The sequence below is a fragment of the Streptomyces sp. NPDC050509 genome, assembly GCF_044457965.1.
Taxonomy (GTDB): domain Bacteria; phylum Actinomycetota; class Actinomycetes; order Streptomycetales; family Streptomycetaceae; genus Streptomyces.
Genome location: NZ_JBITHL010000002.1, coordinates 737,716 through 753,146, shown reverse-complemented (window position 1 = coordinate 753,146; position 15,431 = coordinate 737,716). Strand labels below are relative to the sequence as shown.

General features: G+C 71.4%; 12 protein-coding genes and 1 pseudogene. All 13 read right to left on the bottom strand.

All coding sequences use genetic code 11. The annotated features are described in order from the left end of the window. Position 1: 1 nt before the first annotated feature. The 13 genes and pseudogenes from ACIBJC_RS08645 to ACIBJC_RS08585 all read right to left on the bottom strand — a co-directional run bounded on the left by ACIBJC_RS08645 (position 2) and on the right by ACIBJC_RS08585 (position 15,416). The gene (locus ACIBJC_RS08645) at positions 2-1,699 is read right to left on the bottom strand and encodes an ABC transporter substrate-binding protein (protein ID WP_399289614.1); all 1,698 of its coding nucleotides are present in this window, start codon (positions 1,697-1,699) and stop codon (positions 2-4) included. A 323-nt stretch (positions 1,700-2,022) separates the two neighbouring features. Then, positions 2,023-2,691 (bottom strand): GntR family transcriptional regulator, encoded by a 669-nt coding sequence (locus tag ACIBJC_RS08640; RefSeq protein WP_399289612.1) that lies wholly within the window; start codon positions 2,689-2,691, stop codon positions 2,023-2,025. 194 nt (positions 2,692-2,885) lie between these two features. Next, positions 2,886-3,887: a proline racemase family protein gene (locus ACIBJC_RS08635; RefSeq protein ID WP_399289610.1), complete on the bottom strand. Its 1,002-nt coding sequence runs from the start codon at positions 3,885-3,887 to the stop codon at positions 2,886-2,888. A 1-nt stretch (position 3,888) separates the two neighbouring features. Next, positions 3,889-4,818, bottom strand: coding sequence for a dihydrodipicolinate synthase family protein (locus ACIBJC_RS08630; protein WP_399289608.1), 930 nt, complete (start codon positions 4,816-4,818; stop codon positions 3,889-3,891). Beyond that, the gene (locus ACIBJC_RS08625; protein WP_399289606.1) at positions 4,815-6,233 is read right to left on the bottom strand and encodes an NAD(P)/FAD-dependent oxidoreductase; all 1,419 of its coding nucleotides are present in this window, start codon (positions 6,231-6,233) and stop codon (positions 4,815-4,817) included. Before ACIBJC_RS08625 ends, ACIBJC_RS08630 begins: the two co-directional genes overlap by 4 nt. After that, positions 6,226-6,483, bottom strand: coding sequence for a 2Fe-2S iron-sulfur cluster-binding protein (locus tag ACIBJC_RS08620; protein ID WP_399289604.1), 258 nt, complete (start codon positions 6,481-6,483; stop codon positions 6,226-6,228). Before ACIBJC_RS08620 ends, ACIBJC_RS08625 begins: the two co-directional genes overlap by 8 nt. Next, complete coding sequence (locus ACIBJC_RS08615) at positions 6,480-7,688, bottom strand: NAD(P)/FAD-dependent oxidoreductase (protein WP_399289602.1); 1,209 nt, start codon at positions 7,686-7,688, stop codon at positions 6,480-6,482. Before ACIBJC_RS08615 ends, ACIBJC_RS08620 begins: the two co-directional genes overlap by 4 nt. A 316-nt stretch (positions 7,689-8,004) precedes the next feature. Continuing rightward, positions 8,005-8,214, bottom strand: coding sequence for a hypothetical protein (locus ACIBJC_RS08610; protein WP_399289600.1), 210 nt, complete (start codon positions 8,212-8,214; stop codon positions 8,005-8,007). Between the two features lie 94 nt (positions 8,215-8,308). Then, positions 8,309-11,767 (bottom strand): glycosyl hydrolase, encoded by a 3,459-nt coding sequence (locus ACIBJC_RS08605; RefSeq protein ID WP_399289598.1) that lies wholly within the window; start codon positions 11,765-11,767, stop codon positions 8,309-8,311. A 185-nt stretch (positions 11,768-11,952) separates the two neighbouring features. Then, positions 11,953-12,333 (bottom strand): helix-turn-helix transcriptional regulator, encoded by a 381-nt coding sequence (locus ACIBJC_RS08600; protein ID WP_399289596.1) that lies wholly within the window; start codon positions 12,331-12,333, stop codon positions 11,953-11,955. Between the two features lie 131 nt (positions 12,334-12,464). Then, positions 12,465-12,859, bottom strand: a pseudogene (locus ACIBJC_RS08595) (transposase); the annotation flags it as partial. Between the two features lie 93 nt (positions 12,860-12,952). Beyond that, positions 12,953-13,189, bottom strand: coding sequence for a hypothetical protein (locus ACIBJC_RS08590; protein ID WP_399289594.1), 237 nt, complete (start codon positions 13,187-13,189; stop codon positions 12,953-12,955). Positions 13,190-13,328: 139 nt separating this feature from the next. Then, positions 13,329-15,416, bottom strand: a complete 2,088-nt coding sequence (locus ACIBJC_RS08585; RefSeq protein WP_399289592.1) for an ATP-binding protein — start codon at positions 15,414-15,416, stop codon at positions 13,329-13,331. Between the last annotated feature and the right edge of the window lie 15 nt (positions 15,417-15,431).

The window sequence follows — 15,431 nt, the reverse complement described above, 5'->3', positions numbered from 1 at the left end:
GTCAGCCCTTCGCCGGGTCCTTGAGACCGATGATCCCGTAGTCGAGGTCGCCGCTGGGCGCGATGATCCCGGCCACGTTGGTGCCCGGCAGGTAGATGCGGTTGTCGACGTTCAGCGGAACGAAGGGAGCCAGCGCCATGATCTTCTTGTCCAGCTCGCCCCAGGCCTTGTTGGCCGCGGCCAGGTCGGTCATCGCGCCGATCCGGTCGATCTCGGCGTTGACGGCGGCGTCGTCGAGCTGGGAGAGATTCTGGTTGCCCTTGGGGTTGATGTGCCGGCCGTCGAACAGGGGCGGCAGGAACGTAGACGCGCTCGACGCCCAGTCCGGGCACCAGCCGGTGATCGCCGCGTCATGCTGCTGCGACGGCGTGCCGATCGTCTCGTAGTAGGTCGACCCGTCGATCACGTTCAGCTTGACCTTGATGCCGACCCGCTTGAGCGCCTGCTGGATTGCCTCGCCCTTGCGCTGGTCGGCCTCTAGCGCGCGGACGTCCAGGGTCATCGTGAAGCCGTTCGGATGGCCCGCCTCGGTGAGCAGTTGCTTGGCCTTGGCCACGTCACCGGCGTTGTCCGCGCTCGGATAGGGGTTGTAGTCGACGTGTCCGGAGACCGTCTGCGGCAGGAGGCTGTTGGAGATCGTCGTGAACTGTCTGCCGCCGGTGGCGTTGAGCACCGAGCCTTTGTCCACCGCGTAGTTGACGGCCTGGCGCACCTTCAGGTTGTCGAGCGGTTTCTTCGTCGTGTTGAGACCCATGTACGTGAGGCAGGTCGACGGTGCCTTGACCATCCGTGCCTTGAGCTGCGGTGTCTGCAGGCGGGCGATGGTGGCCGTCCCCACACTGCCGGAGATCGCGTTGACGTCGGCGCCCTGGCCGGCGATGAGGCGCTCGTCGATGGTGGCGCCCTCGATGCCGATGGTGAAGCGCCACGCGTCGGGGTATGCCTTGCGGACCGTGTCGCTCTTCGCGTCCCAGTGCGGGTTGCGCTTGAGCTGGATCAGGCTGCCCGGGGTGAGTTTCTCCACGTCGTACGGACCGGAGGAGATGACGTCCTTGATGAACGAGTCGGCCGCGCCGGTGCCGACCGGGAACGGGGTGCCGTTCGGCTGGGAGAGCGCCGCGTCGAACTCGGGGAACGGAGCTTTGAGATGGAAGACGATCGTCCGGTCGTCCGGCGTCTCGATCGTCCGCAACTCGCCCGAGCGGTACGGCCCCTGGTAGCCCTTCGGGGCATCGATCAGCTGTTTCAGGTACGGCGCGCCGATGCCGATCTCCGGGTCCCAGCTGCGGCTGATGCCGAACTTGACGTCCTTGGACGTGATCGGCGCGCCGGTGTCGAACTTGATCCCGGGCTTGAGCTTGTAGGTCCAGGTCAGACCGTCGGCGGAGACCTTGCCGAGGCTCTGCGCAAGGTCGGGGACCATCGCGTTGGGATCCTTGGCGTCGTTGGGTGCCTTGGTGACCAGCTGGCGGTACAGCAGGCGGTACAGCGCGTTGACGCCGCCGTCCCAGCCGCGGGACGGGTCGACATAGGAGAAGTTGGTCGACTGCAGGACCTGCACGGTCCCGCCCTTGACCGCGGTCCCGCCGCCCTCACCGCCGGTGCCCGTGGACGAGGAGCCGCCACCGGTGCATGCCGAAAGGGCGAGTACGCCGGCCGTCAGCCCAACGAGTGCCGCTGAAGACGGGGTTCTCTTCAAGGGGTCCTACCTTCCGGTCGGGTGCGGGCAGCCCGGCCGTCCGGAAGAGCGGGACGGGTGACGGGCCGGCGGACCAGCGACTATGTGCGGAAAATGGTGAGCAGATGCGCTGCGAGTCCGGTGGGCCGGCGGGCAGAGCAGCCGCAACCGGTCCCACGGAGCGATCGAAACCTCTGCGGTCCCGGTCACTTGAGGAGACAGTAGTATGTGACACCTCCCGGGAGAAGGGTTCACGCCAGAATTTACTGCGGGGAAATTCCCGTTCACGGGCGCGCGCCAAGAGCCCGCCCGGCTCGGCCGGACGGGCTCTTCACACCGGTGTCTCAGTCCTCCGCGCGGCCGTTCCACCAGCCGAGCACGTGCCCGATGTGGGCGGTGAGCAGCGTTTCCGCACCCCGCCCGTCACGCGCCTCCAGCAGGTCCACCAGGCTGTGGTGCTCGGCGGCCGAACGGGCCAGCTCGGCGGTACCGATCATGTCGGCCAGCCCCACCATGCGGGTCTGCTGCCGCAGGTCCTTCACCATCGCGACCAGCCGGCGGTTGCCGTGCAGCTCCAGCAGTCGCAGGTGGAAGGCCATGTCGGCGGCAAGGTAGGCCGCCAGATCGGCCGCGGCGGCCGCGGCGACGATCGCCTGTGCCCTGCTGCGCAGGTCGGCGGCGGCCTCCGGTTGCAGTGTCCGCGCGATCTCCCGCATCGGCGGGGCCTCCAGCAGCTGGCGCAGCCGTACGATCTCCCAGAGGTCCTGCTCGCTGACCTCGGTGATCCGGAAACCCTTGTTGCGCACCACGTCGACGAACCCGCGTCCCTGCAGGTTGAGCAGGGCCTCGCGGACCGGGGTGGCGGAGATCCCGAAACGTGCGGCCAGCGTCGGCGCGGTGACCAGGGTGCCCGGGGCCAGTTCGCCCGAGACGATGGCCGCGGCCACCGCGTCCTCCACCGTGCCGCGCAGGCTCGCCCCCACCGACACCGGGCCGATGATTGATGAACTCATCCGCACCGTCCTCCCACGACTAAAATGTCACACCCCGCCAACCGTCGTCGGTCGACGCAGTGCTGAGTATCGCATTCGCCGGTCGTCGCAGGTGCGGGGGTGCATCGACGGTGATGTCCCCTGATATGTCACCGGCCGCCGGAAGCGCGTGCCGGTGTGCCGCCCCAAGAGCCGCACGATAACCACCGTTCCCCTCAGAACTCGAAACCGGCCGGGTAGGGATCGGTCGGGTCCAGCATGTACTGGCCGATCCCGGTCACCCAGGCCCGCCCGGTGATGGTCGGCAGCACCGCTGGCAGGCCGCCGACCGTGGTCTCTCCCACCAGGCGGCCGGTGAACCGGCTGCCGATGAACGACTCGTTGACGAAATCCTGGTGCAGGGCCAGCTCGCCGCGTGCGTGCAGCTCGGCCATCCGCGCCGACGTGCCGGTTCCGCAGGGCGACCGGTCGAACCATCCCGGGTGGATGGCCATGGCGTGCCGCGAGTGCGCGGCGTTCGAACCGGGCGCGATGAACTCCACGTGGTGGCAGTGGTCGACACCCTCGATCTGCGGGTGCTTGGGCGGCGCCGACGTGTTGACCGCATCCATGATCGCCAGCCCGGCGCTCAGAATCTCGTTCTTGCGTGCCCGGTCGAACGGCAGCCGCACGTCGTCGAGGTCCACCATGGCGTAGAAGTTCCCGCCGAACGCCAGGCTGTACCTGACCTCGCCGAGGCCGGGCACCTCGATGGTCTCGTCGAGCCGGTCGCAGTACGCGGGCACGTTCTCCAGCGTGACGCTCTCGGCGTGCCCGTCCTGGACCGCGACGTTGGCCACCACCAGCCCGGCCGGGGTGTCCAGCCGGATGCTGGTCACCGGCTCGACGACCTCGACCATCCCGGTCTCGACCAGCACCGTGGCCACCCCGATCGTGCCGTGCCCGCACATCGGCAGGCACCCGGACACCTCGATGTACAGCACGCCGAAATCCGCGTCGGGGCGGGTCGGCGGCTGCAGAATGGCGCCGCTCATGGCCGCGTGACCGCGCGGCTCGTTGACCAGCAGCCGCCGTACGTGGTCGAGGTGCTCGACGAAGTACAGCCGCCGCTCGTTCATGGTGGCGCCGGGGATCACCCCGATGCCACCGGTCACGACCCGGGTCGGCATGCCCTCGGTGTGCGAGTCGACAGCGGAGTACAGCCGCGACGTACGCATCTCAGACCGCCACCGCGCGGCGCGCGTCGAGTGCGGCGATGGCCCGTCGCATGTCGGCGCGCACCTGGGCGTCGTGCTCGGTGGAGAGCGGGCCGCGCGGCGGGCGGCAGGGGCCGCCGTACCGGCCGACCATCTCCATGCCGAGCTTGATGGCCTGTACGAACTCGGTGCGCGAGTCCCACCGGAACACCGCGACAAGGTGCTTGTAGAGCTCCCGGGCCTGCTCGAAGCGCCCGGCCAGCATGTGCTCGTAGATCGCCACCGACTCGGCCGGGAAGGTGTTGGGGAAGCCGGCGAACCAGCCGACCGCCCCGTCGGCCATCAGCTCGAACAGCACGTCGTCGGCGCCGGCCACGACGTCGATGTCGCACCGCTCTTCGATCTCGAACAGCCGGCGCACGTCCCCGCTGAATTCCTTGATCGCGGTCACGTGGGGCAGCTGGGCGATCTCGGCCACCAGGTCGGGGACGAGGTCGACCTTGGTGTCGACCGGGTTGTTGTAGATCATGATCGGCAGCCCGACCTCGTCGATCTTCCTGTAGTGCTCGACGACCTGCTCGTGGCTGGCCCGGTACATCGTCGGCGGCAGCGCCAGCACGCCGTCGGCTCCGTCCTCGGCGGCCAGTTCGGCCCAGTGCCTGGCCTGGTGCCAGCCGGGCCCGTGCACCCCGGCCACCACGACGCCGCGCCCGCCGACCGCCTCGACGGCCACTTGGACGACCTTGCGACGTTCCGCGTCGGTCAGCGCGGAGTACTCGCCGAGCGATCCGTTCGGACCGACGCCGTGGCAGCCCTCATTGATGAGCCAGTCGCAGTGCTCCGCGTAACGGTCGTAGTCGACCTCCAGCCCGGCGGGGGCCGAGGGGTTCTCCTTGAAGGGCAGCGCGGTGGCGACGATCACTCCGCGCAGATCGGTCGGTGTGGAACTCATGGGGTTTCCTCTCGGTTGCTGGTCCTGGTCGAAGCGGAGAGTTCGCCCAGGCGTACGGGGATGGCGATCGGCCGGTGGGCGGTACGGCCGGGGTCGAGCAGACCGTGCTCGTTCGCACCGGTGAGCAGGTCCTCGACCGTGCGGCCGCAGGTGCGGCCCTGGCACAGGCCGAGGCCGGCCCGGGTGGTCAGTTTGAGCGAGCGCAGCCCGTGGGATCCGGTCAGCTCCGCGGCCCGGCGCAGGGCGCCCGCGGTGACGTCCTCGCAGCGGCACACCATGGTGTCGTCGTCCACCCAGGCGCGCCAGCCGGGGCGGATGGCGCCCGCGGCGGCGAGCCGCGCGGCGAACTTCCGGAAGACCGCCCGCTCACGGACCGCGCCCGGTGCCGGCACACCCCCGGCGGCGACGGTCCCGGCGATCTCGCCCTCCGCCAGGGCCAGGTCGACGCCGCCGATGCCGGTCAGTTCGCCGGCGGTCAGGACCCCGGGCACCGACGTACGCTGCCGCTCGTCGACGGTGACCGCACCGTCCACGCCCACCGCGCAGCCGGCCGCCGTGGCGAGTTCGGTGCGCGGGACGAAGCCGTGGCTCACGCAGACGGCGTCGACCTCGATCCGCCGTCCGGTGCCGGGGACCGGCGTCCAGTCCCGGGTCAGGCGCGCCACGGTGACCGCCTCCACGCGATCGGTGCCGTGTGCCGCGACGACTGCCGCCCCCGTACGGTACGGAATGCGATGGGCGGCCAACTGCCGGGCGTACCCGGCCAGTTCACCGGCCTTGCGGCGGGCCGCGAGCAGCTGCCACGGCCGGGTGGCCCAGCCTCCGGCGAGCTGCGCCGGGCCGGCCGCCTCGACCACACCCGCGACCTCGGCCCCGATCCGCAGCAGGCTGGAGACCACGGGCAGCAGGAACGGCCCGGCACCGGCCACCAGGACGCGGCGGCCGACGGCCACCCGTTCGCCCTTGGCCAGCGCCTGCGCCGCCCCGGCGGTGAAGACCCCGGGCAGATCCCAGCCGGGGAACGGCAAGGTGCGCTCGTACGCCCCGGTGGCGAGCACCAGGGTCGCCGGGTCGAAGGTACGCGGCTCACGCCCCTGCCCGTCCGGCTCGCCGACGAACACGTGCACCAGCGGCGGGGCGTCATCACGCCGGCCGACCGACCAGACGTGCGCGCCGGTCACGACCTCGCAGCCTTCGTCGCCCAGCAACTCGTCGCGCATCGCGAGGAAGCGGTCCCAGCCGTGCTGCCACAGCCGCTCGTCCGGGTCTCCACGCCCGTCCGGCAGATGCCGCCAGTACTGCCCGCCGACGTCGTCACCGGCTTCGAGCAGCACGACACGGGCGCCGTGGCGGCGGGCGGCCAGCGCCGCGGCCATCCCGGCCGGTCCGCCGCCCACGACGAGTACCTCAGTCACGATCGTCCTCCTGCAGTTCGACCTTGTCGCCGTCCTGGGCCCGCCGCTGGCAGGCCCGCACATCGCGCAGGCCGTTGACGGTCACCAGGCAGTCGAAGCAGGCGCCGATCCCGCAGAAGACACCGCGGGGGCGGCCGGTGCGGGTACGCCTCCAGGCCACCCGCCCGTCGGCCAGCAACAGCCCGGCGATGCTCTGCCCGGCCAGGCCGGCGATCCGGTCGCCGTCGACCTCAATATGAATCCCCGTCATCGGGCGGCCCCTTCGAGGTGCGGCAGCAGGGTGGGACGGTCCAGGCGGAACTCGGCGGCCAGCGGATCGGCGGCACCGGCGAGGAGTTGATCGCGCAGCAGCTCGGCGGTGGCCAGGCTCAGGCCGATCCCGGCGCCCTCGTGCCCGGTCGCGTGCCACAGACCGGGCAGCCGCGGGTCGGCACCGATCACCGGAAGGTGGTCGGGTACGAACGGCCGGAACCCTCCGTACGCGCGCATCGCCTGCACGTCGGCCAGGAAGGGGAACAGCAGCAGTGCCTTGGTTGCCAGCGCGGCGAGCACCCGGGCCTCGATCCGCTCGTCGAAGCCGCGGCGCTCCCGGGAGGAGCCGATCAGGACGGTCCCGCCGGCGGTCGACTCGACCACGCTGGAGACCTGCAGGTCCGCCGAGCCGGAGCCGACCGCGCCCACGTAGTCGGCGTCGTACACCTTGTGCCGTACACGGACCGGCATCCGTGAGGTGACCAGCACCGTGCCGCGCCGCGGACGCACCGGGAGATGAACACCGAGCCGCTCGGCGACCAGGCCGGACCAGGGCCCGGCGGCGATCACCACGGCGTCGGCGGGCAGGGTCCCGGAAGCGACCCGTACGCCGACGAGCCGGCCCGACGACAGCACCGGCCCGGTCACCTCGACGCCCTGGTGTACGCGCGCGCCGTGACGGCGGGCCGCGGCCAGCAGCGCCTCGGTCGCGGCCACCGGCTGCACCTGCAGGTCCTCGGGGTAGAACACCGCGGCGGTGCTGTCCGGTGTCAGGTCGGGTTCGAGCTCATGAGCCCGGGCGTCGTCCACCGTCTCGGCCAGCACTCCGGCGCCCCGCTGAGTGTCCGCGAACGTCAGCAGAGCCTCGGCGCCGGCCTCGGTCGTGGCGACCACCAGGCTGCCCTTGCGTTCCAGTTCGAGGCCGGGGAATCCGGCGGGGAGCTCCTCGCGCAGCTCGTCCTCGATCCGCCCCCAGGCGGCGAGCGAACGCTGCGCCAGCCGCAGCTCGGGGCCGGGTTCCTTGTCGGAGACGAGCAGATTGCCCTCACCGGCGGCGGAGGTGCCCCCGGCGGTGGGGCCGCGGTCGACGACGGTCACGTCGCAGCCGGCGCAGGCCAGGGCGCGGGCTGTCGCCGCGCCGACGATACCGGCGCCCACGACGACGACCCGAAGAGAAGCCGGAGAAGTCGGAGAAGCAGACACATCAGTACTATGTCACATGTCCCGTTGTGACGGGAGACCCTCGATCTCCTGACAGTGATCCGGCTCAGCGTGCTCTCACCGTCGGCCCCCGTCCGGGTCCTGTCCGGCCGGCCCCCTAAGCGGGCCGTCCGGATCGCGCCCGCCGTGACTGGGGCCGGTTCGCCGGAACCAGACTCCTCACCCGCACGGGCGAACCCGCGCAGGCCGCCCGGAGAATCGCGCCCGGGACGTCCAACTGCCTCGCGGCGGCGTATGTGTAACCCCTGAGCGGGCCGACAACGGGCGTGCCGTGACTTGGCAGCGCCGAGTGCATCGGCTATCGGTACGGCGTCGGGATGGGCCCCATAAGGAAGTCGCCCATGGTGGCCGCGCGTAGTTCGGCGGCGGTAGCCCGGTCGGTGGTGTACTGGGCCGGCACCCTGCGCAGGCGGGGATCCGCGACGTTGCGATGCGCGGCCCCGTGGTCCAGCCGGGCGGCGCGCGCCGCTCCCCACACCCGGGGAACGCGGCGCGCGCGATCAGACATATGAGGTGGGCTCAGGTCGCTCGTCGAGCACTTCCGCCGGCTCATCGCACCTGAGAACGCCCTCGTGCGCCTGGCCTGAGCCGACCGGGCCGCCTCAGAGCCCGTTGGGGGTGCGGGTGAGGGGGACCTCGACGCGGCGTTCGGGGTGCAGGGTCACCGGGCCCAGGAGGCCCGAGGCGGCCGTTTCGCCGCGGGCGTTGGCGCCCGTATTGGTGACCCGTACGCGTACGGAGTTGGTGCCCGCGCGCAGGGCGGTGGTGACGTCCGCGCGGTAGGGCGCCCACAGGCGGACGGGGAGCCGCACGCCGTTGACGGTGATCTCGGCCACGTCGCGCACGTCCCCGAGGTCCAGGTGCCAGAGGCGGCCGGACAGGGTGCGGGCTTCGAGGGTGATGTGGCGTTCGTACACGGCGGAGCCCGAGTAGGAGGGGCGCAGGTCCGTCCAGGTGGCGAGTGGGCGGCTGATGGGCTGTTCGCCGTCGCGGTCGAAGCGGAGGCTCCAGTCGCCGTCCAGCGGTATGGGGGTCAGCGGGTCGGTGACGGTGAGGGTTCCGGCGTACCGGCGCTCGCCGTGCCGGGCCTCGACCCGGACCGTCGCCGTCGTCGCGTGGGAGACGCGTACGGTGGCGGTCCCGCGGGCGGGGCCGTCGATCGTCACGTTCTCCACCGGTGCGCTCGACCCGACCGCGTGCGGGGGTGGTGTGGTGCGGGTAGGCGGGCGGAAGACCACGGCGAGCGTCGCCTTCGGTTCGAGCGTCAGGGGTACGTCCGTACCGGTCCCCGATCGCGTCGGCGCCGTGCGCCAGACGCCCGCCGCGGCGGTCTCACCGGTGTCCGGGTCCCAGATCTCCGGTACGCCCAGGGCCGGGAACGTCGCGGTGAGCCGTACCGCCTCCGGCCGCTCGTTGTGCAGGAGGAACGCCTGCCGGCCCCCGCGTTCCAGACGCAGCACCCGGATGTCGGGGGTGGCGGGCACCAGTGTGGCGGCGGCCCCTCCCAACGCCGCCACTGTCGCCGCCGCCTCCGCCGGGTCCTTCGCGCGGTGTGTCCGGGAGGCCCGAACGCCGGAGAAGAGCCGGGCCAGGGCCCGTGTCAACTGTTCTTCTCTGCCGCCCGGTTCGCGCCGCGGCAGTTCGCCGATCGCCACCAGCACACCGCCGCCCTTGACGAAGGCGGTGAGTGACTCCACTGCTCCTACCGACAGCACGGGCGTGTGTGGCAGGACGACGATGCCGTACTCCTGGCGTCCGACCACCAGCCGGGAGCCGCGCGGCCGGGCGTGTGCGATCAGTGCCGGGTCCCGGTCCAGCGCGCCCTCGTCCAGGAAGTCGAAGTCGATCTGCACGTCCTCCAGGGCGTGGACGGCGGCTGTGAACTCCTCGTCGAGGCGGCTCTGTTCGGGGCGGTCCTGGAGCGACTCCGCCGCCCGCTGCGGCTGAACGAGCGCGGTGCGGGCCCCGGCCGTGGCCCGGGCCGTCTCGACCAGCCGACCGATCCACTCGTTGAGCGGCCGGGAGAGGTCCCACCACGGGTTGGCCGGCTGGAACGGCGGCGGGAAGACGATGTCGTTCGGGTCGGAGAACCGGGCGTGCAGCAGGACCTTGTTGACTCCACGGACGACGAACGCCCCGATGATCTCGCGGGTCAGGGCCGGTGTCACGCTCCACCCCGTACCGCCCATGGCCTCCAGGTAGACGCGGGTGCGCCCCGTCTGATGGGCCGCGCTCGCGGGCCAGCGCGGCAGGATCCGGTGGTACCCGCGCCGGTAGTGGTCGAAGATCAGGTCGGTGCCCGGTATCTGCGCCCACTGGTGTGCGGTGTTGAGGTTGCCGGTGCTCTTGATCTGCTCGGCCGGGCCGTACTCGTCCCACAGCGGGTTGGAGATGACGTCGAGCCCGCGCTCGTCCATCCACGCGCCGAGACGCCGGTAGTAGGCGGCGGAGAACCGGTTGGAGACCGCGCGCCAGAAAACGCCGCGCAGCCGGTCTCCCTGGTCGCCGAGGTCGTCGAGGACGGCGGACAGCACGATCCCGAGGCCCGCCTTCGGGGCCAGCCCGCTGATTTCGGCGGGGAGGCCCGGGGACCAGGGAGGCTGTCCCCAGCCGGCGTCCGCGGACGCCACGAAGGGCTCGTCGTCGGCGAATCCGCGCAGGACACCGCCCACGGCCCACGGGAATCTGCGCAGGTACTCGCCGGGCACGATGTCCATGAAGAGGTCCACGGCCTCGTCGTCGAGGAGGTCGAGGTAGTTCCGTCGGCTGCCGGTGGCGTCGGCGAGCGGCCGGGAGGTGTGGATGTCGACCTGCCACCGGCCGACGGGGGCGGTCCAGACACCGCCGGCGTGTACGGCGGCGGTGAGGTCGATCATCCTCGGGACCGTGTCGCTCCCGGTGGCTCCGGCGGGGCGGGCCGCCGCGGCGACCACCTCGCCGAGGGCGGCCGGCGTCTCGAACTCGCCTACCGCGGACTGGTCTTCGAAGGTCTGGGCGTAGAGGGAGGCGCCGGCCGGGTCGGTGACGGTGAGGCTGTCCCAGGAGGAGCGCTGGGTGGCGGCGGCGCGTACGCCGACGGTGCCGGTGGCGTACGTCGTGTCGCTCACCGGCGGGCGGGCGGCACCGTCCAGCGACGGTGTGATGACCGGGCCGCGCAGGGAGAGTCGGAGCGTGTGGTCGGCCGTGGCGTCGAACCCCGGCGTGGCGTCACCCCGGTGCAGCAGGGTGAATCCGCCGTCCCGCTGCCGCCAGATGTCGAGGCCGCCGTCCGCGCGCAGGTCGGCCAGGTAGCCGTTGCGGTCGTCGGAGCAGCGCACCAGCAGACCGGCGGTGGCCCGCTCGACACGGACGGTGGCGGTGACCGTGCAGTCGGCCCAGTCGGCGCCCTCCTTCAGGACTCGGACACCGTCGTACGCGGCGGCGTCCACGATCAGCCGTCCGCCGGCGACGGACAGCGCGCGGGCGGCCAGTGGGACGACCGTCCCGCCGGTGACCTCGACACTGCTCCGGGCCAGGTTCTTGGCCCGCAGGTCCGGGCGCGGCGGGTGGACGCGGTCGCCGACCCGGCCGCCCTTCACCACGAACCCGCCCGCCCGGCCGCTCGGGAAGAAGTCGTCGTCGAACAGCCACAGTCGCATGTGGTGGCGGTCGGCCTCGCGGAGCGTGTGCTCGATGATGTCGAACCATGCCTCGGTGAAAAATGCGGGGCGCAGGGCCGGGGTGTCGAAGGGGAAGACCAGGACTTCGGTCACTCCCTTGTCCCGCATGTCCGCGAGGTCGCTGTCCACGAGGGCGGGGGTCACCGTGCCGTTCCAGAACCAGAGGATCAGCGGCATGCTGCCCGTACCGGGGTGGGCGAACCGGGCGGGCGAGTAGGGGCCGGGGCGGTCGGAGGTGCTTGGCCGGTCGGCGATGTCAGGGACGGCGGAGAGGGCCGCCGGACCGCCCGGCTCGGCGGCGTGCGCGGGCCCCCAGGAGGTGGCCGCACCGGTCGCGGCGGCCGCCGCTGCCGCGGCGCCGAGTTGGAGAACGTGTCTGCGGCTGTGCGGGCCGTCGTTCATCGAGTCTCCCTCGGCCGGCCGCTACGCGTCCCGGCGGTTGTTGAAAGGTTTCAATGCTGCGGGGGACGCTAGGGCAGCCTTCCGCCCAGCGTCAATGACATGGACGGCTGGACGGGGGCGGTGTGAGCCGTGTGACATCGTTGTCGGTGGTTGATCGGATCTCCGGGCCACGACCGCCGCGAGGCCTACGCACCGGCCTCGCGGCGGGCCGACGGCATCGGGACTCCGAACCCGGGCATCGGCTCGCCCGGCAACGGGACGGGCCGGGGCCGGGGGTTCGGCCGGTCGGGCACGCGCATCCTGCTGCCGATGGCCACCCCCAACTGGAAGCGGTTGTCAACCCCCAGTCTGTCCATGAGCGAGCGCAGGATGTTCGTCACCGTGCGGGGACTGACGCCGAGCCGGCCGGCCGCGCTCGCGTCCGTGTGCCCGGCGAGCAGCAGTGCCACCAGCTTGCGCTGGCGCTCGTCCAGGGGCATGACGGCGGCGAGCCTCTCCTCCAGGGTCGGCCGTACCGGGACGGACCGCTGTTCGCCGCCGGGTATCCGGAGGCTGCTGCGGCGCACAGGTGTGGGGTTCGTTGGGCTACGCACGATGCTCCCCTGGTCGGTGTGGTCGGATGAGGCGCAGCGGCTGGGCGCCGCCGTTGTCCGGTGGGTGGAAGCTGACCGAGAAGGTGACCGGAAGATGGCTGCTGTCAATAGTTGGCTCTCGACAGAGGGTGACTGGGAGCGGGAGGGCGTTCACCTTTGCCGTCGCGGGGCATCGCGAAGAGCACGTTGATCCGTTGCCGGGCCAGGCGGAGAAGCGCCTGCGTGGGGTTCTTCCCTCGGGCCCGGCATGTGTCGTAACAAGTGCGGGAGGCGGGGTCGTACAGGGCGGCGAACGCAGACAGGAACATTGCGCGTTTGAGCTGCCGGTTGCCGCCGCGTGGTGCGTGTTCGCCGTGGATCGAGGTCCCCGACGACTTCGTGGTCGGGGCGAGGCCGACGTGGGCGGCGAGGTGGGCGGCGGTGGGGAAGCTCGTGCCAAGCCGACGGCGACCAGCAGCGTGTCGGCGGTCCTGACCGCGACCCCTGACATCGCGGTCAGGCCCCTGGCAGGAGGGCGGAGGAAGCACGTTCCTCCGCTTTGCGCCTTACTGTCCGACGTCGAGGCCGACAGCGGTGTCACATCTGCCCTGAACTACGCGGACACAGTAGAAGGGTCCGCGACCTGTCGACGATCGTCCGTCCGGGGAAGTGTCTGCAGGCGGTGGCGGGTCCAGGGGTTGGTGTCGTCCATGATGCCGTCCGTGGCCGGCTGGGCGACCGTGGTGGTACGGAGGTGGGTGGCGGCCTCGGTGGGGGCCAGGACCAGAAGGGCCATGCCGATGGCGATGACGGCGGCGAGCTTCTTGGCGAGTACGTCGGTGTTCTTCATAGTGGCCTGCTGCCTCTTCCTGGAGTCCCCCGGACGGTGTCGATTTCTGAGGGGAAAGTTAAAGGCCGCTGTGATCCCGCCGCTTTGACGGCGCTATCTCTGCCCGATAGGCCCCGGACATGCCGCCCCGTGCCAACGGCTACCAGGTCGTCGCCGGACCGGAGGTGTTGAAGTGGGATACCGCGGCTTGCGCCCTGTAGGTCACCTCCTGTTCCCACAGATGCCAACACGCCCTCTCGATCCCTCGTTTCAGATAGCGGCGATAGGTGCTGAAGGACAGGGAGAACTCGCGGGCCACGGCCTGCTGAGTGCTGCCGCCCTTCACGTACGTGGCCCAGACGACGGCTCGCTGCATCTTCGCCTTGGGGTCCTTGTCCATCGCCTCGATGGCCCCCACGATGAGCCGGCGCAGGTTCTCCTGGTCGCCGGGGCGGCTGGCGACGAAGGAGGCGTGCAGCAGCGGGTTGGTGGCCAGCCGCTCCCGCTGGTGCCAGTCACGCAGCGCGTCGTGTACGGCGCGGTCGAAGGACGCCCGGGACAGCACACTGGTGCTCGGCAGGCTGGCGACTCCGGGTGTCCGCAGCCCGAAGAGCATCCGGTCGTCCAGCAGGTCACTCCATTCGTCGCCCCGATTTGTGCCCCAGTCGTGGGCGAAGAGACGCACCCGCTGCTCCGCGAGCAGGGGTCCACGCGGGAGTTGGCGGAAGTCGGCGAACTCCAGGAGCCGCGCAGACTGCTCGTCCATGTCATTGACGGCGACCATGGTCCACTCCGACTGTTGGTGTCTGAGCAATTTCCAGGTGACGCGGGCGGCCATCCTGGCCGAGGTGGCGGTCAGTTCGGGTGCCCGCCTGCTGGCCAGAGCGAAGCGCACCAGGTGCACCTGGTGTCCGGGGCGCAACTCGCGGCTCGCCGCGATGTGATCACGTGCGGCCGCGACAACGGGGTCGATCACCGTTTCGACCGCGTCCCACCGGTCGAAGCTCAGCACGCCCAGGACGCCGACGATGTCGCCGGTCCGCACCGACCGGTACAGGTGGAAGCCCGCGGCCTGCCGTCCCAGCCAGAAGTCGACGGCGGCGTCGCGTCCCGTCCCCAGTTGCTCGTACGCGAAGTCGCGGACCGCGCGGACGTCGTCGGGGCCGCAGGGTGTCTCGTCCACCGCGTCGTCGTGCTCGTCCCATTCGAAGCCGGGGAACCTTCTGCCCCTGGTCTGGAGGTAGTTGAAGGCGCCGGCGGCTCGGAGCGAGGCGGGTTCGGGGCGATTGCGAATCACGTGTTGGAGGTAGGTGCGCACCGACTTGTGCATGGAGAGGTAGGTGTCCGGTGCCCGCCATCTCAGATCGCGGTCCAGGGCCTCTGCCACGACGGGCAGCAGGCGCAGTCCGGCCCGCCTGCTGAGGGCGTAGGGCTGGTGGCGTATCCAGCCGAACAGTTCGTGCGTGTCGTCCGGCAGGAAGACGCGCAGGAGGTCCTCGGTGGTGTCGGGCACATGGGCGCAGATCTCCAGGGCCTGCCGGTGGACGGCGGACGGCACGGGGCCCAGCACCCGTTCCAGGAAGTCCTGCACGATCTCCGGGGAGGGCTGCCACTCGCCCCCGAACGGGGTGTCCTGGCCCTGGCCGACGAGCCGGAGCGCGAGGGGGTGGCCGTCGGCGAAGGCGAGCCGGGCCCTGCTCTGGGTGACCCGGCCGGGCGTGCTGTCCCGGAGCAGACGCGCCGATTGGGAAAGGGAGAGCCCGCCCAGGCGGTGCACCCGCAGGGTGTCGGCCCAGGAGGGGTCGGTCTGCCAGCGCAGGCTCGGTGGCAGCCGGCCCGCGAACACCACCACCGACCCAGGCGGCAGCCGCAGCAGGAACTGGTCCCTGATCCAGTCGGCCAGCGGTTCGAGGCGGTCCACGGAATCGACGAGGAGGACCGGCGGGGCCGTTCCGGTCACAGGTACCGCGGCGCGGAACGCCTCCTCGGTGGGCTCGGTCCGTTCCCCGTCCACCTCGACGACGTCGCGTCCTCGCTGGGCACCCTCCAGGGCGAAGTGTCTGAGCAGCGTCGTCTTACCGATGCCGCCGGGGCCGTGCAAGGCCAGGACCGCGATGGCGCCGGACGGGTCGTCGAGCGCTGCGCGGAAGGCTTCCAGTTCGTCCTGGCGGCCCACGAAGCGGCGCAGGAACGTCTGCTGTCGCGCGTGCAGGGGGGCCGCGGTGCCGGTGGACCGCTGTCCCCTCACCGGTGCGGAGTGCGG

Bases quoted from the DNA above. Each gene is read 5' to 3' on its own strand.
- ACIBJC_RS08640 (WP_399289612.1), bottom strand. From the start codon at position 2,691: ATGAGTTCATCAATCATCGGCCCGGTGTCGGTGGGGGCGAGCCTGCGC.
- ACIBJC_RS08635 (WP_399289610.1), bottom strand. From the start codon at position 3,887: ATGCGTACGTCGCGGCTGTACTCCGCTGTCGACTCGCACACCGAGGGC.
- ACIBJC_RS08630 (WP_399289608.1), bottom strand. From the start codon at position 4,818: ATGAGTTCCACACCGACCGATCTGCGCGGAGTGATCGTCGCCACCGCG.
- ACIBJC_RS08620 (WP_399289604.1), bottom strand. From the start codon at position 6,483: ATGACGGGGATTCATATTGAGGTCGACGGCGACCGGATCGCCGGCCTG.
- ACIBJC_RS08610 (WP_399289600.1), bottom strand. From the start codon at position 8,214: ATGTCTGATCGCGCGCGCCGCGTTCCCCGGGTGTGGGGAGCGGCGCGC.
- ACIBJC_RS08605 (WP_399289598.1), bottom strand. From the start codon at position 11,767: ATGAACGACGGCCCGCACAGCCGCAGACACGTTCTCCAACTCGGCGCC.
- ACIBJC_RS08590 (WP_399289594.1), bottom strand. From the start codon at position 13,189: ATGAAGAACACCGACGTACTCGCCAAGAAGCTCGCCGCCGTCATCGCC.